We start from the raw sequence: 23,493 nt of genomic DNA, 5'->3' as shown, positions 1-23,493 counted from the left end.
ATCACTTACCTGTCAAGTGACAGTATATTAAGTATAAAAACTACCATACAATATATCTAACCAATCAAGTGGAGGATATATCTATGGCTACGAACAAAAAAGTATTTACCCTGCGTCTGGAAGATGAAGTCTTTGACAAAATAGGAGCCTTGGCAACTGCGGAACACCGTTCCCTGACAAACTACATCGAATATGTGCTGTTAAAGCATATCAACGAGGTGGAACAGGAGCAGGGCGTCATCAAGCCCGATTTTGAAAAGGATAATGACTGACGGCTCCGCAGACAGGATGCGGGGCCGTTTTCTTTTCCCAATCTTCTGTTATATTATATATTGCTTTATGTGGTAGTGCAATCGCTTTACCTCAAATAATTTATGCTTTTCATTGCAACGGGTAAAATAATATGGTTAGGAGGTTTAAGATGCCGAATAATCATATTGCATTTGAAAACAAAGACTATTATATCGAGTTAGGGTTAAACATTGCATTTTACCGGAAACGGGAAGGGATGACGCAGGAAATGCTTGCTGAAAAGTCAGGTGTCAGCCGTTCTCATTTAAGTGCGATTGAAGCCCCCAATATTATCAGGCCATTTTCCATGGAGATACTGTTTAATATTGCAAGGGCTTTGAACATTGCACCATGCAAACTCCTTGAGTTCCGAGAGTAAAGACTTCGCCGCATAGGGCGGAGCCTTTTTCTTTTCAGCACTTACCATACTACAACAATATATCTGTATTTTCAACAAGTATTATTGGATTATAATTTGTTTCCTTATCACCCATAATAGTAAATATGCAAAGGGGTGATAATATGGACTTGGCAACACGTTTTAAGGAGCTGCGCACCACAAAGGGATACAGTGTCTATAAGCTCTCAAAGGAATCTGATGTATCGGAAAACTATATCCGCAGTATTGAAAAGGGCAAGAGCCAGCCGTCTGTAATGGTGCTTGAAAAGCTGCTTTCCAGCATGGGCGTTACCTTAGCGGAATTTCTCAATAAGAATAGGGAAGTTATGTACCCTACTGAATTTGAGCGTGATCTTTTGGAAACTGTCCGGCTCTTGCCTGAAGAAAAAGCTGCCGCCATTTTGAATATAGCAAAATTGATGAAATCCTAAAGGCTTCGCCATAGACGGCGGGGTCTTTTATCGTTCCAGCGCGTTTTCAATCTGGCTGAACAGCTTGGTAAAGTCAAATGCCCGTTCCTTTTTGGAAAGCTCCGGTACAATGTCCTCAATTCGGTCAATCAGCGCCGCCACCGAGTCCATATCATCTTGATTTAAGTCGTTGTCCACGGTGCGCATTTTGATAAGACCGGCGTGGAGGATTTTCAGTTCTGTCTCGGAAAACAGCTTCTTTTCATCCACAAGACCGCTTCTAAGGGCAAAGTCCTCAAAGGCGGCCTCTTTGTTATAGAAATACCGGCGCTGTATGGCGGCGTTTCCATGCTCGGCGTCCTTACGGTAGGTGGACAGCACATAATCAAAAATCGGATGCTGCTTACAGGCCAGTACCACCCCGTTATGCTCGTTAATCCTGACCGCGCCGCCCTGTTCCTTTCCGGTCAGTGCATCGTCATAGGGCTTGTCGGAACAGATACCGCAGGCAATGGCGGTGGTCTTGGCAAGGCTCTGGAGTTTGGCAATCTGTTTTTCATCCACCTCCACAAAGGGGTTTTTGATGATGGCGTCCTGCTTGGAATAAAAGGCAACCGGCTTTTCCCGGTGGTAGATGTCCGCCACATAATCAGGGGAGGACGGCGGGCGGATGGAAAACCCCTTTTTCTCAACTGCTTCAAAAAATGCTTTATAAAATTCCGTCTTACTTTTCATAGGTCACACTCCTTATTCAATCTCGCGCTGGAAACAGTGCCGGGGCGATAGTTCCTGCTCTGTGGGCAGATAGCTTTCTATCTTTGCCATGAGCGTGTTGATCCGGTTCTCCACGGTGGCGTCCAGTTCATTATCCAGCATCACGCATCTGGCACAGCAGGAAACCAGCAGCCGAAGTTCCCCGGTGGAAAATTGCAGGGGACTTTGCAGGCATAGACCGCTGCGCTCCATAAAGCTGCCCTGTGCCGCCGCAGGGTCATAGAAATACTGTTCCCGGTAAAATCGGCGGCTGTTGTGCTTGGGTGCGGCCTTTTGACAGGTCACAAACTCATAGCCGAACAACGTTGTCCTGCGGCAGAGCAGCACCACGGCGGCGCTCTCAAACACTTTATAGTAGGAACCGCTCGTCAAATTGATTGGTTCCATGCGTTCCATATCCGCAAAGGGCGGCTGCACATGGCAGTCAAGCGCCCTGCGGGTTTCCTCACCGGCCTGTTCCAGCGTCCGTGCGTTATCGGCGTTATATGTCTCATAGATAATCTCGCCGTCCCGTGTGATGACACACAGCAGGGGATTTCCCATGTAGACCTCGGCGGCAAGATCGCCGTCCGGCAGTGGTTCTACCCGGAACCCTGCCTTACGGAGCCGGTCAAAGAAATCCTCCAGAAATTCAACTCTTGTTTTCAATCTCATTCCTCCGTTTCATCAGCTTTTTATAAAAGTGCCACGCACAGTCGGGCGGCCTGCTCCCCATGGTACAGCTTGGGGCGTTCACGGGGAACTGATAGGGACAGCCCCGGCATGGGTGGTCTTGGGGATATTCGTAAAATGCGGCGCTGCCATGACCGGCAACGCCGCACCCATTGTAATATTGTTTTTGCTTGGGATACATGGTTCTCCTTTCCGGCTCTGAACGTCCCGGCCGGAAAGCGGCGGGGTCAATGCTCGTAGCCTTTGTCCTGATACTTCAAATATAACTCTTTTTTTGCCTCCTTGGACAGCCCGCCGCCCGTTTTCAACTCGTCCTCAAACTGCTGATTGTTTGTGTCCGTCAGCCCGGACAGCATGGAAAGAGCCTCCATCAGCATATTTTCCATGTAAAACTGTCGCCGGTCATGGCGGTACTCGGCCGACCTCATTTCCCCGTCCAGCCGGTTCAGGGTCTTGACCATACCTAAAATACGGTTCGCAATGATTTTGTCAGCTTCCGTGCTGAATTTGTCTTTCATGGATGCAAGATAGTCCTCGTTCCCACCGTAGAGCAGAGTCATTTTCATTTTACTTTGGACATAAGCCTCCTTCTGCTCCTGTAAAGGAGGGGCATTTTTCAACAGATATTGGATCAGGGCATCTACCTGTTTTTTCACCGCAGGCGTTAAAAGCTGATAAGCAATCCGGCCATGCTCCGGGAGAGCCGCCTTGATTTTGAACACCCGGTCAGCCGTTTCATTCAATACCTTATCCCCAAAATCAAAGGTGTCGGAAATCTCGTCCTCGGAATCATATTCCTCTCGGAGCCGTTTATACTTTTTGCTTTCAAGCTGCCGGATATGGCGCTCAAACTCGTCCACCAGCCCGTCACCCAGCCGCCGCAGTTCAGCGGCGGCGAAGTTCTTTTCCTCGCCAAATGCCCGGATTTTGTCCGGGAACGTATCCTTTATCATCTGCCTGCGGATAGCGTTTGGAACGGCAGGCGGGGTAAAGGGGTTTTTGATTTTTGTAGCCTCCGGGGAATTATCCCAGAACACCACATGGATATGGGGGTGGTTCTTCTCCTTATGGAGCGCACACGCCCATTGCAGATGTTCCACCCGTATGCCGTTCTTTTTCGCAATCGTCAGGATATGGTTGTCAATGTAACGCCGCCACGCTGCCTGATTGGTCAGCAGCAGTTCTTCGGCGGTGGACTCATCAAAAGAAATCACACTGCGGTACATGGTAATGTGCTTCTTGGAATTTTGGTAGACCAGACGTGCGATGTCCCGCCAGTCCTCAAACGAGGTGACAGCTCCGGGTGCCAGCTTTCCAAACAGACCGTGGTTCATGCCCTCGTTTTTCGCTACCCGTGGACGGGTGGCAATATAACGGATATGGGCATAGTTCTTGCTGACCGTGCTTTTGTAATTCGGGTTTTTGAAACGCTGCTTGTAGATTAGGATAGAGATAGGCCGTCACCTCCTATCAGCGTTCCCAGCCGTTGTCCTCTGGCAGTTCGTATTCCTCGTCCTCGGCCGCCTTACACGCGCGGGTGTAATTCTCCATGGTGATACGGTAGCGGTCGGCTTCTTCTATCAGATACTTCACGCCGGTGGCAGTGCTGGACGGTGTGGTGCAATACTGCTGATAAAAATGGAATCTGTCTCTTAGCACATCTTTTTTGGGGGATAGCATATCCATAAATTCCTCATACCCATAGGGGCAGTTCTTACGGATTTCCTGACACGCCACATTCAATCCTGTCAGCGTATCGTCCTGCGCCAGCTTGGACAGCACCACGCCGCCCATGGGTTCGTTTGCCGCAAGCTGGATTTCAATATTTTCCGTGCCGGTTACGGTCAGATTCTTAGCTTCTGTTGTGATGCCAATGCTTGCCAGGTGATCCCGCAAATCGTAAAGGCTGCATGGCAGTGTCACAACCAGCGTTCCTCCTCTGACCTGATTTTTAATCACTCCTGTTATCACAAGTTCCTCCTTTCAGCGTTCCAGAGCGTTTTCTTCCGCTCCGGCTATTTCCATATTGGCGTAAAGGCGTTCCATTCTCTCGTGGAGCCTCTGTGTCTTTTGGTACTGCTTGTCATCCAGCTTTAAGCTGTCTGTTTCCGGTTCAATCACAATCTCCATCTGTCCTGCGGCAATATAACAGGCGGTGCAGGCAAGTTCCATGTAAGGGTAGCCCAATCGGGAAATATCAAAGGGTGTCACCTTGCATTTACTCGTCCACGAGAACAGATTATGGGCAATGTCAATGAGCTGCCGGGAAGTCTCGTCAAAGCCTTTGGTCAGGCGTTTGACTTTTGCAAACTCAATACCGTCTACCGTGACACATTTCCGGGCAGCCTCATAAATTTCCGGCTCGTAGGAGAGCAGATAAAAGGCCGCATGATAGGAACAGTCTAACGGTCTGTTTCCTGCCAATGCGGCCAGCTTTGTATAACGTTCTGCCTGCTTCAATGTCATTCCTCTCTTTCCAAGTCCATATCACACTCCATATTTATATCGCCTGCCTGTGACAGTTTCTCTTTTAATTCCTTTGTTTCTTCCCTGTTTGTAGCCATACTTAAACTGTGTTCGTCCTTATCGTAATAATATACTGCATCAGAAAGCCGTTCCTCTGGAGGTACCTCCGACTGATTGACTGACATAACCATCGCCTGAAGTTCCTTGGCATCTAATTCACCCGTATCCTGCATTAAAATGCACTCATGGATACTGCTGGGCAGAATAAACAAATTTGCATTGGCTTCCTGTGCCAGCTGATCCAGCACATTGGGATATAAGAGCACCGTTGCCCCATTCATGCCTGAAGCGTTACAAAGTACATATTGATCATATGGCTCCATATGATAATTCTTCACTTCATAGCCCATTGAACGATTCAACGATGTCATCGCGATATGGAGCATACTGTCAATCCTTGCCGGATTTGTTTTCATGGTATTCTGTAATGCCAGCGGATATACGGCGTCCATGGATTTTCCCCAGCCGGAAAGCATCTCATCCGATATCAGGATAGTAGTCTCTCCGTTTTCCTGCGTTGGCAGATGGATTCTTAGAACCGCAGTTAAATCCGTATTCTCCACGTCTCTGTGTGGTGTATCAGACATTTTATCATTATTATATTCTTTGTTGACAATCTGCAAGCGCAAAAGCGCCTGCACCTTTTCAAAATCAGAAACCAGCTCTATTACATTTGGTATCTCAAAATCCTGATTTTGCAAATAACTGGCCGCCAGTTCTTTTGCAATTTTCTCAATTTCTTTTCCTTGCTGATACTGGCTGAAAAAAGGTTCCAAATAAACCTGCGGCGATACGGTTTCCCCTTGCCGGTGTATTAAAAGCGCCGTTAGCTCCGTATTGTTATTTTTAGTGACATTGTGGACAGACATTTCGACATCCTGATATTGTTCCGGCAGATACTTCAAAATCAGTTTTTGTATCTGCTCGATAAAATGGTTATAATCCATACTTCTCCCTTCTTAATATTCCTGCTCGGCCTCATAATAAAAGCTGAAAAAATCATCCAGAATTTTATCAATGCCGTATTCATCGTCAATTTCTTCCGGGTATTCTAAAACTGCCGCCAGTTCTTGATCCGTGGCATCCTCGCTTTCCCCTTCACCGACACAATAAGTGCTGACGTTCACGTTGATTTCCGACTCGTCCAAACCCTCTACAAATTCCCGGTACTCGTCCGTTGTTTCCAGTCTGTCACGGTCACAGAAACCCGGAATATGAAAGCAGAGATAATCGTTGTCGCTGCGGATTTCCACGGTGGAATAAAGAAATGAATGGGTATCAAGTTCCAACGACATAACCGCATGGATGGCTTTCTCATGGGCAAGTTCCTCATAGGCATCCCCAATTCCAAGTGAAGCGTCATAGGATTGAGGATTGTCCATCTGTGCGTTTTCACAAGTCTGCACAAATCCATATTGAAGTTTATTGTAATCGACTTTCTTATTTACGAAGTCCTGAATGAAAAGCTGATACGCATCGCCTCCTGAGAAACCGCCATACTCCATTTCCCCTGCTACAATTTTTGCTGCCAGCATAGCATGGAGCATGGTTTCATCTGTGGTTACGCCCTGAATCCGCATACTGTCATGCCCCGCCCATGCGTCGCAGGCGGATAAAATATAGATACGATTTTCCATAAGCACCTCCTACAATTTGTCCGCAAGCCTGCGGAGGTTATCGGTATCCTGCAAAAAGCTGTTGATTTGAAAATCCTTTTTCTGCATATAGTCCACGCCCAGCGTGACGGCCTCGTTTAACATCTGGTCAAACTCGTCCTCCGTTCCGTCATGGGCCATGTTCATCAGCACCTTGATAAGCAGAAAAAATGCCGCGCCGTCCAGCTTACCGGACTTCATCAGCATTTTGGCAAGGCGGCTGGTCTGCTGTTCCATGACCGCCTTAATATCCTCGATGTGATAAACAGAAGTAAACTCCTGCCGGATAATCCCGGCGATAAAATCAATATCCTTAGTATAGCCGTCCACAGTCAGCCCCTTTTCAATGAACCGCCGTATCTGCTCATTGCGGGAGATATGCTCCCGGTCAGCCAGCTTGTCAATCTGGCCGCACATTTCTTTTGTCAGGTAGACCGATGTAATAATCCGGTCGGTCTTTGTTGGCATTGGCGCCCTCCTTTCGGCGTTAGTCGAAAATTAACAACGATAGCTTCTGTTTAACAAGGGTACAGGCTTTGCCTGTACGGTGTTTCTGTGGGTTGTTTAACAACCCTATTCCTGCCTTAACTCCAAAATCTGAGATTTTGGCACTAAGTAGCCCCCACCGCAGGCGGTGAGGGCTGTTGGTCGCTCCGCTCCCCAAAAGGGCGAAAACAAAAGTCTGCCCGCGCCACATCAATAGTGATCCATGAAAATGGTGGCATACCGGCACACACGCTTCCCGTGGGCGATTACCAGAACCGCCACAACAAGCCCGGCGATAACTCCGCCGCAAATCAAAACTGCTTTCATAAGCTCTCCTTTCATCGTTCCCATTCGTTATCCTGCGCAGGCTGCTGGTCACAGCGCCCATTCGGATAAACAAAGTCGGGAACCCTGTCATGTTTTCTCGCTTCTCTTAAAATGCAGGAGATAACGGCGGCGTCCGCAAGGCGAAACCGTTCATCCTCTTTTCCTGACTGGAACTCCTCGGCATAAAACACCATGATATAATCTAAATCCACGATTTTAGAATCCATGCCGTTCTGTACCGCTTCTTCAAAGCTCATGCCATAGTAACGTTCCACTTCGGTTATGTCTCCGCCGCAGCCGTGCAGGATCAGCCCCTCCAGCATTTTTCTGATTTCCGCCTGCTTTTCCTCTGAAAGCTGGCAGACATATACCGGCCTCATCGTTCCACCGCTTTCTCCGGTTCGCCCTGACCGGCCTGCAGCATTGTTCGGAACGTAAGCAAGTCCTGATTGAAGTCCTTGGTCTGCGGAGTCTGGATATAACATTTGTAGCCTAAATCCGTGAATGTGCCTGCGGAAACCTCCGCCTGCACCTGACCGTGGTTATGGGGTGTGCCGTCCGCCAGTTTGCCATCCACATCGTTGTCATAACAGAATACAATCTCTGTGATTTCAGGGTGGAGCTGCAAATAGCGGTAAAGAGCTTTATCTGACAGGCATCCCTCCGACACCCTGTGATCCTCCCGCCAATCAATGCCGTTCAGCTTGCAGAGTGTGGCGTGGCTCATGGCGTCGATAGGAGCCTCAAACTCATACACACGGTTGGAATGCCCCTCCATGGTAAAGCCATAAGTCTTGTCGGAGTTCTCCACGTCCTGCCGGAAATGGCTGTCCGCGCTGGGGGCGCGTAAGGCACAGTACCGGGGTTTTCCGCCCTCGTCATAACCCACAAATGCACAGTTATGAAAGCTGTACCCGCTTTTTTCTGTTCTTGCCCCATACACCTTGCCCTGTTCTATCATGGCATACACGATTTCCTTATCAATGCCACGGGTACGGGTCAGGTAGGCGATGGTACGGTCAAAGTTCCTGTCCTTCGGCGGCAGTACCAGATCACCGCGTGGCTTTTTCTCCACAGGCGGGATGTAATGTTCCGTCTGTTCATAGGCGCGGCAGTTCAGAATCATTTCCGCAGCGCTCTTAAAATCGCTGGCGCCCATATATTCCTGCACAAAGTTCACGATATTGCCTTTGGAACCCTCTTTTGAAAAGCATACATAGCCCCGTCCATGCTTGAACAGATACAGGCCGCCGCTGTGCTTTACATGAACGGTATTCCTGTCGCCTTTTTCGATTTCAAAGCCGTGCTGAACGGCAAAATCAATGAGGTTCGTGTTGTAAATCTGCTGCATCTGTTCCTCGGTAAAGGGCATGGGCCGTGATTGCATCCGCATTTTTCTCACCTCCTGTCAAACACAAAAACGCCGCCCGGAAGTGGTTTTCATCACTTCCGGGCGGCGCTGTATTTGATTGATTGTCAGTCTTTTTTTCCGAATGTTTCTTTCAGGGCGGACAGTGTATCCACATCCTCCAAGTCTGCCTCTGAAAGAGGGGGATAACCCTTTTCCTCACGCAGCTTGTTTCCTTCCTCCAGCAATGTGGAACGTACAAAGGCGTCAAACTGTTCCATCAGTTCCTCATCCGTTTCTTTCCGCTTTTCATCTGCCATATCTGCAATCCTCCTTATCATTTAGCGTTCCAATTTCTCTCCGCTGTATGCCACATCCTCCTCTACATCAGCCGTGTGGTCATCCACCGGGTAAAAACTCCTGTGTTCATCCATTATCTGCGCCAGCCGTTCCACGCGCCCCCGCAGGGCGGCGCAGAGGGCGTCCGTGCGGGCCGTGTCGATAAAGAGGGAGCCTTTTACCAGTTCCCGCAGTTCCTCGTCAATCCCCGCCAGTGCAGTAAGGTCAAGCCAGTCAAAGGAGGACACCAGTTTAATCTGCTCGTCATGGGTGGCCTTGAACGGCTTGCTGGGCGCCTTTGCATGAGCGCTGATCATTGTCCACGGCTTATCAAACCAGAGGGATGTGCCGCTGTCATAAACCGGCGCGCAGCCTGCCCATTCTAATGTGTTGGCGTTTCGGACAGCCCCAAAATTGTTCTGATGTCTGTCCTCGTTGGCAATCAGGTAATCCAACACCAGCATACGGTCAATGCTGTCCTTTACACCGGGGATACCCAGCGTTTCACAGCAGTTTAAGTAATGCTGGTACACGGAAACGTGGTTGGGCTTTGGCTGTGTCTGCATAATGTACCACGCCGTTACCAGTTCCGTATCCGGCGTAATAAAATCCTCACACACGCTGTACGGATAATCCTCCTGCACGGTCAGCGTGTAGGGGACATAGGGGATATGCAGCCGCTCCATAATCCTGCCTGCCAGTACCTCGTTGTACGGCTCCTGCTGGGTCGCGCCGCTTCCACCTTTGAGCAGGCAGCGTTTCCCGTCAATTATTGCCCATTTCTTCTTCAGCCATCCATCCGAGGTGTTGTCCGGCGACATCAGGCTGACTGCCCCTGCGCTGGACGGGTGTCCGAACAGAATATTGCCCACATCCTCGGAAAACGGATTTTCAAAAAAGTTGACTTCATGCCATGAGACCTGCCTGTCGGCGGGGCAGAGCCAATACTGATCCGACAGGGACAGCCCCAGACACTTCTCCAATAACGCCTGCGGGGAACTGATGTGCAGTTCCTCCAACGCATGGCGCAGACCGGCGCGGCTTGCGGGGATTGCCCGCCCCCGCCACCATTCATTGAGCGCGGCGCGGTCAATCTTCCCCTTTTTCACAGGGATGCCCACCGGAACATGGGCAGGGTTAAATATTTCCCCAACAGCGGAAACAGAGGCAGTTTCACTGTCCAGACGGATTCCCGCCACGGGGATTTCCCTGTGCATTAAAATATATGTTTGAATTGTTTCCACCATTTTCTCAACTCCAATCTATTGTTATTATTCTACCAAATTGCAGGAACTTAAACAAGCGGTTTTGCGCTGCTTTTCATCAGCGTTCCAGTTCCCCGTCCGCTTCCTCTGCTGCTTCCTTGTTTTTGAGGCCACAGGGGATGAATTCATGCTCCCTGAAATGCTCCAGCACCTCCCGCATAGCCTGCGGGAGTCTGCTCTTATCCACATGGATGTCATCTGTCAGCGTGGCGGTATAGCCATAGTCATAAGCTCCGTAGGTTTCCCGGAGGAACTTACACACCTTATCCGGCATTTCCTGCTCAAACTGGCTGATACAGCCATAGCGGATCAGGAAATCCGTGGCGCAATGCTCGCCGGAGGACTGCAAATCCAGTTCCAGCAGGGCAATGCATAATTCTCCGGTATCCTTGGACTGCACCACGCCGGGGAGCAGCACATAGCCGCCTGCGGTGTCACGGTCAAAGGTTTCCGTTCCATACACCGCTAAAAGCCCTTGGTGCAGGGCGTTCAGCACGGACTTGGCATAGGCTTTTTCCTCCGTGCCATAGTCTGCCTGAAGCCGCTCATAGTTGATTTTCGTCATTACATTGGCGTTGATGTAATCCACATAAAGATTCATGGGTTCATAATCGGCGGCCGGTTCTTCAGCGGCCGGAGTTTCTGGTTCCTGACTGCCGCTGCTCTGTTCCTGCGGCGGCAGGATATGAAAGTCATCCACGTTTGTGACAAGGGCAAGGGAACGCCCATTATCCCAGTGCATATGTAGCTGCCCCTGGTCATCAACAAATTCTACCGTTCCACAAAGACCGTCCGGCATATTGCGCTCGCCCTCCATGTGGTCAAGTTCAATCCGGGTTCCCACGGGATATTTCTTCTTAATCTGCTCCACCTGATAAGGCTTTAAGAATCCCTGCATAGTTCCTCCTGCTCTGTATGGTCACGTCCCATGCCCTGCTCCAAAGCTGCGCTTTCCGGCTGTCCCATGGTCAGCTCCGCTTTATGGATAATGCTGTCCAGCAGACCGGCGCTGTCCCGTCCGACCTCTTTCCCAGTCTGAATGGCAAGGGCGCAGATCAGTCTCGTTTCCTCCGGCGTAAAAAGCGGGGAACAGTCCTGCTTAAAATACTGCAACAGCTTGGTTTCCTGTGCTTCCATACCAAATAATCCGTAACTGGACAGGTGCTTTTGAAACATTTCCCTGTCTGCCACAGACTCCCGTGTGCCGTCCCTATGCAGGGCATAACAGCAAAGTCCTTTCTGTACCGCCTTTTGAGCGTCCATTGGACCAATGCGCTGCACATCATCGGCGGTATAACCGTAATCATGAAGCCGGTCATGCTCCAGCCGCTTGATATATTCATCCACCTCCATGGGTTTTGCGGCGTCCCAAACAAGTCCATGGGCGGAGATAACAGCATAGGCAAATTCCTGTTGGTTCTCTACCCAATATTTCACGCGCTCCACTGTCCCGTACCGCTGGCCGATGGACTGCCAGTTTTCATTATATTCCTGATAAGGAAAGGTACGGACATCATTGGGACTTTTGAACACCACCTCCGCATACGCAGGGTCAAAGGAATGGGTGCAGAGATAGTCAAGATGCTTCTGATAGTCCATCTCCACAATATCGCCTATGAGTTTCTTATCATCACCCTCCACACGCTTTATATCAATCCAAAAGGCTTTTACGTTCTCGTCCCTGCTTCCTCCATAGTAAGTCCATGTGTTGGCGGCATAGGTGTTGCGGATATAAACATCCCGTTCCGGGAAACACCATGTGCCGTTTTTCCGGGTGAGCCAGAAAAAATTGCGGTAGCCGCCGCGATCCTCGGCAGCCTCCCGCAGCGTTTCCATATCGTACTTAAAATCCGTCTGATAGAAGTCTGTGTTATGCTCCATTATTTTTTGCATGGTGGCAATCACATCCACATCTACAAAAGCGGCGCTGGGCCGCAGGCTGTAACCCTGTGTTTTCAGGTTCTCCCGCAGCTCCGCTATGATTTCCTCTCGTGAGCCACGGACAGAGGTTCCGTTATAGCGGTTCCTGTCCACAAACTCTGTCCCCATGTCCACCGGGATAAGCCGCAGGCCGTCCTCATGGGGAAGGACAAACTGGAAGGTTCCCTCCGGCTGCTCATCCGTAAGGGAAACCCCCTCGAAAATCTGCCGTAAATCGCCGGACACCGCTTCCGGTGTCTGCCTGATTTCATGGATTTTCTCACGGGGCATAGTGAGTTCCCATAACTCGTAATCATTTGCCCCCAGCTTGGACAGGGCGTTAATCTGGTTGTATTCCATGGCTGTCCTCCTGTTCCGGCTGTTCTTTGTCAAATATCAGGTTGGGGATATTGTCCTCCACCTTTTCCATGACAGCCTGTAATTTTTTATCATCCTCATAGCTGATTTCATCATCATTCCGCCCACGGAACACGCAGGCGTCATGGAGCGCCACCAGTTCGTCCTTGGTAAAGAGCTGCTTCTCATCCACCAGCCCTGCGCGGACGGCAAAATCACGCTTGGCGCCCTTGTAGTTGGTTTCATAGTAATGCCCCCAATGGACGCCCTCACGGTCGTAATCGTACTGCCATGTCGTAAACCGGACCTCGTTATCCCTGCCCAGCTTGGCGGCAAGCAGGGTATCGCCAAATTCGGAGATCAGCCGGAAGCCGTCCTCCTTGTCAATCCCCCCAATCTCCAACGGCCTTGCATCGGCATAGAGGTCATGGGTCTGCTTCATATCCAGCAGAAGTGCGTGGAGCTGCTTCCGCTCCACAATCAGCGGATTGTCCGGGAAGTAACGCATACCCCCAGACAACACAAATTGGCACACCTCCGCCTGTCCCTGATAGGCAATCAGACACAGTTCTTTATCACTGTTTGCAAAGGCGGTTCTTATCTCAAAGCCGAGAGCCGCCGCCCTTTTTGTAAAGGCGGCGGTCAGCTCCGGGGATATATCATGGTTCATGGAAATCCCTCCTATCTTTCATAATCCTGTTCTTCCTCCTGTCCGTAGGTCTTAACCGTCTCCGGCTCAAAGCCCTGATTTTTGATGTTGGTAAACCACTCGCTCATGAACAGCTCCAAATCTTTTATTTTTGCGGGCGAAACGGTTTCCGTTTCATAAAAAATCCCCTTATCGTCCTGAAGGAACGAGGTGGGGCGGATGGAACGGTTTTCCTTATCAATGGTAAAGGTGATTTCAGGGTCGCGCATGGCGTCACCGTTTCGGTCATAGTAGTGGGCAATACTGTACCCGGCGCCAATGGCCTCGATTTTCAAATCTTCAAAGCCGTCCGCTTTCAGCTTCATGCAGTAGGCGCTGCCCTCCAAAACGGGAGCGGCGAACTCCGCCAGCTTCTGATAGAGCCGTTGTTCCAGCGTAAGCGGGCGTCTCGGCGCCACGGGCGTATTTGTACTGTCCGTTGGTTCTTCCTCACCGCCGTCCTCCGCCATCACATCATCGCCATCTTCCTTAAATTCCAGCGCAAGGTCAAGCGACACCTTTCTCTGCTGCAGTTCCGCCAGCCGTTCCTCATCCGTAAAAGGCTTCTCGCTTTCCGCTTTTGATGCCGCAAGCTGTTGGTTTAAGTTTTCCAGATTGATCTCCTCGTCCTTTTTATGCTCGGCAATACGCTGTGCCAGATTTTCGATACGGGTGATGTTCCCCAGCTCCGAATCCCCCATATCTGTCTGGTAGGTGCATTTCCCGCAAAGCTGGATATTTACACCGCCGCCCCAGTTACGGAGCAGCCGGACCTTAAACCCGGCATAAACGCCAATATCAAGGGTATCGCCGGTTTGCCGTCCCAGCTTACGGGAACGCACCATGAAATGCTCCGCCGCCTTGGTACGTTCCTCATGGGTTTTTCCGTCAATGACCATCTGAAATTCTTCCGGCCGCTTTTCTTCATAAGTGCCGATGTCTGCGGCCATGCCCTCTATTTTCCGGGCTGTTTTCGCTATTTCATCCGGGTAATGCTTGGTAATATTGAACCGCAAGTCGTTCTGCTGTGTCTGCCACGCTGATTTCAGCACGGTCAGACGGTTGATTTCGTTATCCACCTCCATTTTTTCTTTCACCCTTGGGTCAGAAGTTGCAAGCGCCTTAAATTCAGCATACTGCAAAACGGTTTCGTCTAAATCCTCACAGGTTCTAAGGGCGGAGCGGCCGGTCATGATCTGGCTGATATACCGCTGTTTCTGCTCTAAAATCTGCCACAAATAGGCGTCAAAGGTGTTTTCCGTAATATAGTTGAAGATAGAGATTTCCTCATTGTCGTTGCCCTGCCGGAGAATGCGCCCGTTGCGCTGGGTTAAGTCGGAGGGCCGCCACGGTACGTCAAGATGGTGGAGGGCAATCAGCTTGTTTTGCACGTTCATGCCGGTTCCCATCTTCTCGGTGCTGCCCATCAGGATACGGATTTCCCCGGTTTTCACCTTTTCAAATAGCTGTTCCCGCTGGACATCCGTCTTGGCGTCATGGATGAACGCAATCTCCTCCGGCTTTACGCCCTGTGCAAGCAGCGCCGCCTTGGTCGCTTCATAGAAGTTAAAGCTGCCGTCATATTTAGGCGTTCCCTGATCGCAGAAGATAAGCTGCGTCAATTTTTGTTCCGCCGTATCATGGTAAATCTGTGCCACGTTTCGGGCGCACACATTTAACTTGGTATCAGGGTCATCCGGCAGGGTGGGGTCTAACGCCCTTGGGTCGGTGGAAAGCAGGCGGGCTTCATGGGTCAGCTTTAGGAAATTGTCCACGCTGCTGTCCACTGCACCGGCACGGATATTTTCCGCCCGTTCCGCCAGCTCCATGACAATCCGTTTCTGTTCCGGGGTGCAGGCGGTCTTTATGACCTGAACGCCGCCTGTTTTCAGCTTTGGTGTGGGCAAGTCCAGCATATCCGCCGTTTTGATGTCTGCAATCATGGCAAACATATTCATCAGTTCCGGCAGATTGTGAAATTGAGAAAAGCGGTTTTTCATCTGGTAGCCGTTGCCCTCCGGTTTGATTTCAAGGGAGGACACCACCTTTCCATAAGTTCCCGCCCATTCATCAAACATCAGCAGGTCGCGGCGTTCCAGTTCCTGCGGCTGCAAGGTCTTTTGCAGGACATACAGCTCCGCCATCGAATTGCTCACCGGCGTGCCGGTCAGATAGACCACACCCTTGCCGCCGCTGATTTCATTGATGTACTGGCATTTCTGGTGCATATCCATCGCCCGCTGGCTGCTTGCCCCGCTGACGCCGGCCACGTTCCGCATTTTCGTATAGGAGAAATTGTTTTTATAGGCATGGGCCTCGTCCACGATTAAAGCATCTACGCCGAGTTCCTCAAAGTTGATCATGTCATCTTTCTTGTCTGCGTTAAACAGGCGGTCATAGCGGAATTGGAGGTTCTTTCGGAATATCTGCATCTGTTTCATGGACCAGTCCTTGTCATTTTTCGCTTTCTGCTCGCTGATTGCGTCAGTCACAGCGTCAAGCTCCGCCTGCATCGCCGCAAGCTGCCGTTCTCTGGACAGCCCAATCAGTTCAAAGCTGGAATGTGCCATGATGATGGCGTCATAGTCCCCGGCGGCAATCCGTCCTGCAAAGCGGCGGCGGTTCTTCCGCTCAAAATCCCGTTTTTCCGCCACTAAGATATTGGCATTGGGGTACAGCTCCATATAGGCGTCCGCCCATTGTCCTACCAGATGGTTGGGAACGGCGAACAGGGGCTTATGTACCTTGCCCAGCCGCTTCAGTTCATAGGCGAGGGCGATGGCGGCGTAGGTCTTGCCAGCCCCTACTTCATGGGCCATCAGCAGATTGCCGTCCCCATAAAGGCCGTGGGCGACTACATCCCGCTGGTGGGTTCGCAGATGGACATCCTCCGACATATCCGGGAAAACAAGGTCAGAACCGTCATACACACGGGGACGGAGGTTATTGAATTTGTCATTATAGAGTTTCGTCAGCCGCGCCCCACGTTCCGGGTCAGCAAACAGCCAGCGTTCAAACTCCCCCTTGAGCTGCGCCTGCTTTTCACGGGCAAGGATGGTTTCCTTTTTATTCAGGACGTATTTAACCTTATCCTCGCCATTCTCGTCCACATAGTCCACCCGGTCTTTTACCTCCACAAACCGGAGGTTTAAGGACGCTTCCAGTATCTCGTAGGCGTTCATCCGCCCGGTGCCGTAGGTCTGGTTGACTGTCACGGAGGCTTTTTCCGCGCTTTTGCTTGAAATAAAGTACGCACTGCTGAATTTGGAAAACTCCAGCGCAACCGCAAAACGCCCACTCTGGTTGTAATCAGCCGTCTTAAAGGTTTCATACATGAAATCCTGATAGACATCCAGCGGTATCCACGGCGTTCCCAGCGAAAAACTGATGTCCTGCGGGGTCAGCGGCTCCGGCTGCACGGTACGCAGGGCTTCCACATTGCGGGTAAACCGTTCCGGTTCTTCCTCCGCCCGGAGGATTGCCGTCGTCAGCTTATCCTTGACATAGCCGCTTAAATATTCTCCTGCGGTCTGCCAGCCGGAGAGCGGGTTCCCGCTGTATTCGTCAGGGTCTTGGTAAATGGCGTCCCCCAGCTCCGCTATGATTTCCTCCGGCTCTGCCTTTCTGCCGTCAGGCATCTGGTACAGCCACGACATATAGGCAAGGTCAACCCTGCCTTTTACGTTGAGTGAAACCTTTAAGGCTTCTTCTGCCGAAAACACCGCCCCCGGCATGGTCTTGGGATTGATGGTTGCCTTGTAGAACATGGCGGACTTCTCAAACACGCCTTTTTCTGTTTTGCTCTCCCGTTCAATGGAACGCAGGAGCGGGGCGTTGGCGTCCCGTGAAAAGGCAATCACGTTGCCGTAGGAATTAAGATAGCCATATTCTTTTACAAAACGGTCATAAACCATGTTCAGGCGCCTGATATGCTCCTGCAACTGATTTTCATATTCCGCTGTCGGCAAATCCCCGGTCTGCTGGTTCTGGAAGTCAATGAGTGTGCGGACAGCGGCGGTAATCTCCACCATGCCACGGATTCGTTCTGCCTTTCTGCCTGTAATATCCTGCAAATACATACGGGAGTTTTCCTGAAAATAAATGGCGTCATCCCGTATGGCATAGCTGAAATTGCGCACCGCAGGGTCAGCGGGGAGGGAATCCTTTAATACGCCCTTTTCCCCGGCGTACTCCGATGTGGCTTCGTGATACTCGCCCTCCAGATAGGAAACAGCCTGTTCCAGCCGCTCATTCAAATCGTCACCCTCGACTGGATGGCAGGCGGTGGTTTTCTCGTTGCCAAACATACTCTCGTCAAACACCATCTCGCCCAGAACCATTTCCGGGTGGTTGATAAAATAGTCGTTCAGAGGGATACCGGCCTCGTTTTCCTCAATGGAAATCCATGGGCTGTTGTCCTCGTCCGGTACGATTTCCCGTTCCCGCTTTTGCAGGAACAGAATGTCTGTGGTGGCTTCCGTTCCCGCCACCTGTTTGAACGCATTGTTTGGGAGCCGGATTGCCCCTAAAAGCTCCGCCCGCTGCGCCAGATACCGGCGCACCTTGGAATTTGCCTTATCCATGGTGTACTTGGAAGTGATGACCGCCACAATTCCCCCCGGCCGCACCTGATCCAGCGACTTTGCCAGAAAATAATCATGGATGCGGAAGTTATGGCGATTATATCGGGGATCGTCCACACGGATTGAGTTAAATGGGATATTGCCGATGACCACATCGAAAAAGTGGTCTGGATAGCTTGTCTGTTCAAAACCCCTGACCTGAATTTCCGCTTCCGGGTAGAGCTGCTTTGCGATTGCCCCGGAGATGGTATCCAACTCCACGCCGTACAGCTTGGATTTTTCCATGTTCTCCGGCAGTACAGAATAAAAGTTGCCCGTTCCCATGGCGGGGTCTAAGATATTGCCGCCCCGGAAACCAAACTGTTCCAGAGCATGATAGACGTGGCTGATAACGCTCTGCTCGGTATAATAGGCGGTAAGGGTGCTTTCCTGTGCCGACTGTAATTCTTCCGCTGTCAGCAGGCTTTTGATTTCCTCATATTCGCTCTCCCAGCCGGATTTCCCCGCTGTCAGGGCATTGGCAAGGCCGCCCCAGCCCACGAACCGGGCAAGGATAATCTGTTCCTCTGCGGTTGCCATGCGTCCCTGTGCCTGCAATTCTTTTAGCAGCCGAATGGCGGCGATATTGTTTTTACACTTAGTCTTTGCACCGCCGTCGTAGAGGTGGTGTTCTTCGGAATAGCGGTAGTTTAGCCCATGCCCATGGGTGCGGTTTTCAAAATCCTGCATGGTATCAACGTAGTCATCATTTGCCTGATTGACTTGCAGGGCGGCTTTCAGGTTATCTTTGGTTTCTTCGGAAGTGTCGCCGTTCTGAACGGCTTTAACTACCATTTCTGCAATTTCGCCCTCGCTGTAACTGTCTTTCAGCAGCTTGCAGTCTAAAATTTCCGACAGTGGCACACGCTCTCTGATTTTGAATCCGACAAGATTTTGAAGTTGAGAAACATCCCCTATTTCCACGGTGCGGCCGTCATGCAGGAATTTCAGAATCTCATACACCCTGTCATGGTAATAGATGCGGTCGCCCTCTTGGAACGGAAGCTGCTCCGGCTCTCTGCTGTTCTCATCAAGCAGATTGTCATTGTCGCCAACCTCTGTGTCCTCATAGGTATCTGACGGTGGTACAAAATCAAACAGGGTAATTTGACGGTTTTCCGGTTCTGCCTGAACAGGCGGCTGGCTGGCCTCCGATACTTCATCTTCCGCGAAATGTAGTTTTTCCAATGTATCCCATAGCTTTTTTTCTTCTTTGGTGAGATAGGCATCCTGCCGCACCAACTCCGTAATGCGATGCTCAACCTCTGCCCATGAAAGCTGCTGGCGAAAATGCTGTTCCCCTGCGTGATATTCAATCACAATTCCCTTTCCGGGAATGGCATTTAAGCGCTGTCCCTGGCCTGATATACTATACCAGCCATACTCGTGCTTAATAAAATTCTGCCGTTCTTTCTTCGACTGCATGGACAGGACGGCACGGTAAATTTTCTGCTTGCCGCTTTGTACGCCGGAGCCTTGCCGCAGAAAATCCCCTATGATTTTCTCTCCATCCAACGGTTCTGACTGGCCGCCCATATCCTCCGGTTCGCCCCTGACACCGTTCATCTCACCGGCTTCGTCAGGGATGGTATAATCGTCCAGCATACTGTCCTCGGCGCTGAACGGGTAGATACCTTGCAGGATCAGGCGGTCGATCCGGTCTGCCAGCTCCCAATATTCAAAGGAGAATTTCTGCCCCTCCGTTTCAAAATCAAGTCCAGTATCCGTTCCGGCAATGTGCAGATAATCGCCGGTCTTAGTGGTATAATCCGTATCCACACTGCGGTAAAAGGCTTTCAGGGCATTTGCCTTGGTTGTCTGCTTGTGTCCGCCCTCAAAGAAGTCGCATAGTTCTTTCATCCATTCCCGTGTATCCGGCGTCACATCATCGGCGCACAGCACCACATCCACAAGGTCAGAGATTTCTTCCTCGTCAAGCACCGGTATGGAAAGAGAAGCCATTTGCCTTTCATAACGGTCAATGTCCTGCTCCGTCAGCCATTCCGGTTTTTCAGGCACGGCATCGTATAACTCCCGCATTTTGGAAATCTGTGCTTTTACATTTCCTGCCCACAAATTTTTTCCGCTTCTTTGCCCTGCGCCTAAAAAATATTCACAGTCAGATTGCAGGCGGCCTAACAGCCGGTACTGCGTGGAAAAATCCTGTTCTATTACCGATGCGGTCTGCTCTGCTGTCACAGAGGAAACTGCACCGCCTTTTTCTTCCGCAGGTGGTACGGCAGAACTATCATCCTGTGTTTTATCAGCAGCAACATCCGTAACCGCTGGCTCTGGCGCAGGCGGTGCCTTTGGCGGGACAGAGAAAAAGCCGTCCACAGACGGCTTTTTACCATCTGTGGGCGGCTCTCTGCGCTCGTTATTCTGTTTTGCTACCTGACTTTCATCACCAGTTCGTTCAGGACGATTTCCTCCGCCTGCTTCGTCAGGCTGTTCATGTGTCCGGCTCTCTCCATCGTGTCCTCGGTGTCCGGCATCGGCTGGGTGCTGAGAAGCTGCTGAATCAGTTCCTCCTTGCGGCGTTCCGCTTCCTCGTCCATTTTCAGGATCACTTCGTTGATCCTGCCCTGTGCCACCAGTTCCGACAGGCGGTGTGGGTGGTTCTCCATCATGTACGCTTTCCAGAGTTTCCCGTATCTGCCCACCGGCATTTTGTCCGTTTCCGGGTTCTCCGAGATTTGCAGTTCGGGATACATCATCCCGTCCTCGCCCTGTTTGTAACTGAAGTTCATTAACGGTTCGGTTCTCATAAATTTGGCTCCTTTCGATTTTAATCGCTTCAATTTCCTGCTGGATTTCTTTTAGGATTGGTCTGGAAAGCGACACGGTACAGCTTCCCAGCGCCATGAACATTCCCAGCGTATTGTACCGGCTGATATTCTCAAAGCTGCTTTCCGCAAATAATTCCGTGGACACACCACATTTGGAAAAGACTGTGTATGCCACACTGTTAATGACAAGTTCCTGAAATTCTGCTTTGACCGCTTCTTCCGGCATACCGTAAAGGGGGCTGCTTTCCTCCCGTACCTTGAAATTTTCCATGTACTGCGGCAGGATTTGTGCCACACGCTTGCTTACCAGCTTATACAGGCAGGCTTCAATACCGGAGGTCGGCACAGCATATTTTTCATGGAACCGCAGCATCAGGCTGGGACGGTACTGTTCCTCCAGCTCCCAATGATAGCGCATGAAGTTCCGAAAACTCTGCTCTGTGCCATTGGTGTCCATGAAGTCATACAGATATTTCAGGCTGGCCGATGGATTACGCATATCAATGACGGCAATGCTCTTAGCTCCCTTATTGAGCCTGCGCCCGATTCGGTCATCGTGCCAGTCATCCCATGTGCCGAGCTGCGTGGCGTCCGGTTTCTGTGCGTAAATCAGCACCGCATTATCAAACGACCTTTTATAAAACCGTGCCACACAGGACAGCAAGCCTTTCCATTCAGCCGGAGATTTCGTGTACTCCTGTACCGCCTTTTTGTAAAGGTCGGCAAGAATGGTCGCTTTGCTCAAGCTGTCACCTCCATTTCCGATTCTTGATTTTCAAAGTAAAAGGCAAGCGCCTTGTCTATGGTTTCCTCTATTTCTTTGGCAGTCTGCTGTGGTGTAAAATACTTGGTAATCACCGCAGGCTTGACTTTGACCGGCTGGGGTTTGTCGCTCTTGGGCTTTCTCGTTTTCTCACCAGAGAGTATTTGCACGATAGCCGTGTCGGTCAATTTGCCGGTTTCGTAATAGCTGCGGAGCAGTTCCGCCTTTTTCATATCCACCTTGTAGCTGTCGGACTCCATCAGGTCGGCAATCTGCTGTTGCTTGGCATTATCTACTACAAACGATAGGGTATATGCAACAGAAAGTGGAAATTGACTCATATCAAAGAAATTCATCAACGGCGTTTCCAAATGCTCACCAACGCGGATGTATTTTGCTACGCTGTCCTCTGTAAGACTGTATTTTTCTGCTAATTCCGCACGGCTTCCTGAACTTCTGCTGATTTCAGCAGAAGTGGCAGAAACGTCGGTTTCATGCGGGTTCATGAGCCTTTCAATCTCTAAAATCAGGTCGCTTCGTTTGCCCTGAGACTTCATTGCCTTGTAATGCTCAAACAGGCAGTAAGCCCTTTCGGATGGACTCATATCGGTAAAGGAACGCTGACGCAAATTGGTTTCAATTACGATTAATACAGCGTCATCATGGGTCAGATTTTCTTTGACGATGACAGGAGCCTCTTTAAGACCAGCCGCCTTTCCACATTCTTTTCGATTGTGTCCACTCAAAATATAGTTGTGATTGTCCTCGGTATGCCACAGAAGAAGCGGCTGCAAAATACCATACTGACGGATACTGTCAGCCATATCGTCGAATTGTTTACCGACATAAAGTTTAAATTTGTGGTTGGGAAAGGACTCCATCTGGTCAAAGTTCATTTCCTGAATACCACTGTCCCGTGGAGCAGGAACCGGAGCAGGGGCGGCTTCCTCCGTCCGCTGTTCCTGCTCAAAATTCAGCATATCATCGAAATCCGATAAATTGATTTTCGGTTTACCCAACCGTACACACCTCCGTTTCTTCTGTCACTTCGATTTCTAAAAACTCATCCGCAAATCGCTCATAAGCGACCGCCGCAGGATTGTCCGGCAGAAACTCACAGATTGTCTTGTGATACAGTACGGCTTCCGCCACTTTTATGGAACGGGGAATATGTGTCTTGAAAATCGGCACTTTCCCTGCAAACCCATTTTCCAACAATTTATGAACCTGCGCGGACAAAATGGTGTTAGGGGAGTCCATGGTAATCAGAATACCGTCAATCCGTAGGCGATGATTGCTGTTGCTTCGGATGGTCTGATAATGTTTCAGCAGTTCGGTCAGCCCCTGTGTGGAGAGAAGTTCTGCCTGTGTAGGCACAATAATACTGTCTGCACACATCATCACGTTAATCATAGGCGTTCCCATCTGCGGCATACAGTCGATAATGATATACTGGTAGCTGTCCTTGATGGTATCAACGTACCGGGAAAGCATACGCTCCCGGAAATCCACGTTGCAGAGATTTCGTTCCAGCGTGAAAAGCTGGCTGTTGGACGGGATGACATCCACACCGCACTCGGTTTTCAGTATGTAGCTGTCCGGCTCCGGCAGTGGCTCGTCCTCAATTACTCTGCGGATCAGGGTGTTGATTGTGACTTCCAGTTTGTTTGTGTTCTTTACGCCATAGATTATACTGGCGTGTCCCTGACCGTCAAAATCAATCAGGGCGGTCTTGTGACCTCGTTTTGCTAAAAGGTAGGCAAGAGTGGTCGCCGTGGCTGACTTTCCTACACCTCCTTTTTCGTTCATGACTGCGATAACTTTCGCCATCGGCGTTCTCCTTTCTTGGGTAAAGTATTTT

At 50.4% G+C, this 23,493-nt stretch carries 21 protein-coding genes; 3 read left to right on the top strand and 18 right to left on the bottom strand.

Translation table 11 applies throughout. The annotated features are described in order from the left end of the window. Window positions 1–83 precede the first annotated feature (83 nt). From MCJ35_RS02900 to MCJ35_RS02890, 3 genes are all read left to right on the top strand, one after another. Complete coding sequence (locus MCJ35_RS02900) at window positions 84–272, top strand: hypothetical protein (RefSeq protein ID WP_025483095.1); 189 nt, start codon at window positions 84–86, stop codon at window positions 270–272. Between the two features lie 149 nt (window positions 273–421). Next, complete coding sequence (locus MCJ35_RS02895; RefSeq protein WP_025483096.1) at window positions 422–670, top strand: helix-turn-helix domain-containing protein; 249 nt, start codon at window positions 422–424, stop codon at window positions 668–670. A 143-nt stretch (window positions 671–813) separates the two neighbouring features. Then, the gene (locus tag MCJ35_RS02890) at window positions 814–1,122 is read left to right on the top strand and encodes a helix-turn-helix domain-containing protein (RefSeq protein ID WP_025483098.1); all 309 of its coding nucleotides are present in this window, start codon (window positions 814–816) and stop codon (window positions 1,120–1,122) included. A 27-nt stretch (window positions 1,123–1,149) separates the two neighbouring features. Here the strand turns inward: MCJ35_RS02890 and MCJ35_RS02885 are convergent, their stop codons facing one another. The 18 genes from MCJ35_RS02885 to MCJ35_RS02800 all read right to left on the bottom strand — a co-directional run bounded on the left by MCJ35_RS02885 (window position 1,150) and on the right by MCJ35_RS02800 (window position 23,462). Beyond that, window positions 1,150–1,836, bottom strand: coding sequence for a hypothetical protein (locus tag MCJ35_RS02885; protein WP_025483099.1), 687 nt, complete (start codon window positions 1,834–1,836; stop codon window positions 1,150–1,152). Window positions 1,837–1,848: 12 nt separating this feature from the next. Continuing rightward, entirely contained in the window at window positions 1,849–2,523 is a 675-nt protein-coding gene (locus MCJ35_RS02880; protein WP_025483100.1) for a hypothetical protein, read from the bottom strand. 251 nt (window positions 2,524–2,774) lie between these two features. Further along, window positions 2,775–3,989, bottom strand: a complete 1,215-nt coding sequence (mobP3, locus tag MCJ35_RS02875) for a MobP3 family relaxase (RefSeq protein ID WP_353656100.1) — start codon at window positions 3,987–3,989, stop codon at window positions 2,775–2,777. Window positions 3,990–4,017: 28 nt separating this feature from the next. Beyond that, window positions 4,018–4,518, bottom strand: a complete 501-nt coding sequence (locus tag MCJ35_RS02870; RefSeq protein WP_025483104.1) for a hypothetical protein — start codon at window positions 4,516–4,518, stop codon at window positions 4,018–4,020. Window positions 4,519–4,530: 12 nt separating this feature from the next. Then, window positions 4,531–5,013 carry a hypothetical protein gene (locus tag MCJ35_RS02865; protein ID WP_025483105.1) on the bottom strand — a complete coding sequence of 161 codons (483 nt, stop codon included), beginning with the start codon at window positions 5,011–5,013 and terminating at the stop codon, window positions 4,531–4,533. Continuing rightward, entirely contained in the window at window positions 5,010–6,020 is a 1,011-nt protein-coding gene (locus MCJ35_RS02860; protein ID WP_025483106.1) for a DUF5688 family protein, read from the bottom strand. The genes MCJ35_RS02865 and MCJ35_RS02860 overlap by 4 nt, the downstream gene beginning before the upstream one ends. Before the next feature lie 12 nt (window positions 6,021–6,032). Further along, on the bottom strand, window positions 6,033–6,710 hold the full coding sequence (locus MCJ35_RS02855; protein ID WP_025483108.1) for a hypothetical protein: 678 nt from the start codon (window positions 6,708–6,710) through the stop codon (window positions 6,033–6,035). Window positions 6,711–6,719: 9 nt separating this feature from the next. Further along, window positions 6,720–7,196 (bottom strand): ribbon-helix-helix domain-containing protein, encoded by a 477-nt coding sequence (locus tag MCJ35_RS02850; protein ID WP_025483109.1) that lies wholly within the window; start codon window positions 7,194–7,196, stop codon window positions 6,720–6,722. Window positions 7,197–7,552: 356 nt separating this feature from the next. Next, a complete protein-coding gene (locus tag MCJ35_RS02845) occupies window positions 7,553–7,921 on the bottom strand; it encodes a hypothetical protein (protein ID WP_025483110.1) in 369 nt (122 codons plus the stop codon). Beyond that, window positions 7,918–8,934 (bottom strand): DUF3991 and TOPRIM domain-containing protein, encoded by a 1,017-nt coding sequence (locus tag MCJ35_RS02840; RefSeq protein WP_025483111.1) that lies wholly within the window; start codon window positions 8,932–8,934, stop codon window positions 7,918–7,920. The genes MCJ35_RS02845 and MCJ35_RS02840 overlap by 4 nt, the downstream gene beginning before the upstream one ends. Before the next feature lie 83 nt (window positions 8,935–9,017). Continuing rightward, a complete protein-coding gene (locus tag MCJ35_RS02835; RefSeq protein WP_025483112.1) occupies window positions 9,018–9,209 on the bottom strand; it encodes a hypothetical protein in 192 nt (63 codons plus the stop codon). A 21-nt stretch (window positions 9,210–9,230) separates the two neighbouring features. Continuing rightward, window positions 9,231–10,475, bottom strand: coding sequence for a HipA domain-containing protein (locus tag MCJ35_RS02830; protein ID WP_025483113.1), 1,245 nt, complete (start codon window positions 10,473–10,475; stop codon window positions 9,231–9,233). Between the two features lie 76 nt (window positions 10,476–10,551). Further along, window positions 10,552–11,391, bottom strand: coding sequence for a DUF4314 domain-containing protein (locus tag MCJ35_RS02825; RefSeq protein ID WP_025483114.1), 840 nt, complete (start codon window positions 11,389–11,391; stop codon window positions 10,552–10,554). Then, window positions 11,376–12,773: a hypothetical protein gene (locus MCJ35_RS02820; protein ID WP_025483115.1), complete on the bottom strand. Its 1,398-nt coding sequence runs from the start codon at window positions 12,771–12,773 to the stop codon at window positions 11,376–11,378. Before MCJ35_RS02820 ends, MCJ35_RS02825 begins: the two co-directional genes overlap by 16 nt. Beyond that, window positions 12,754–13,440 (bottom strand): hypothetical protein, encoded by a 687-nt coding sequence (locus tag MCJ35_RS02815; protein WP_025483116.1) that lies wholly within the window; start codon window positions 13,438–13,440, stop codon window positions 12,754–12,756. Before MCJ35_RS02815 ends, MCJ35_RS02820 begins: the two co-directional genes overlap by 20 nt. Before the next feature lie 11 nt (window positions 13,441–13,451). Next, window positions 13,452–21,614 (bottom strand): LPD11 domain-containing protein, encoded by an 8,163-nt coding sequence (locus tag MCJ35_RS02810; protein ID WP_240299345.1) that lies wholly within the window; start codon window positions 21,612–21,614, stop codon window positions 13,452–13,454. Further along, window positions 21,611–22,651, bottom strand: a complete 1,041-nt coding sequence (locus tag MCJ35_RS02805) for a ParB N-terminal domain-containing protein (RefSeq protein WP_025483117.1) — start codon at window positions 22,649–22,651, stop codon at window positions 21,611–21,613. The genes MCJ35_RS02810 and MCJ35_RS02805 overlap by 4 nt, the downstream gene beginning before the upstream one ends. Further along, complete coding sequence (locus MCJ35_RS02800; protein WP_240299344.1) at window positions 22,644–23,462, bottom strand: ParA family protein; 819 nt, start codon at window positions 23,460–23,462, stop codon at window positions 22,644–22,646. The genes MCJ35_RS02805 and MCJ35_RS02800 overlap by 8 nt, the downstream gene beginning before the upstream one ends. Between the last annotated feature and the right edge of the window lie 31 nt (window positions 23,463–23,493).

Source organism: Enterocloster sp. OA13, assembly GCF_022440595.1.
Classification (GTDB): domain Bacteria; phylum Bacillota; class Clostridia; order Lachnospirales; family Lachnospiraceae; genus Enterocloster; species Enterocloster hominis.
Note: the sequence above shows the minus strand (reverse complement) of the source record. Positions and strands in the feature narration are given on the sequence as shown.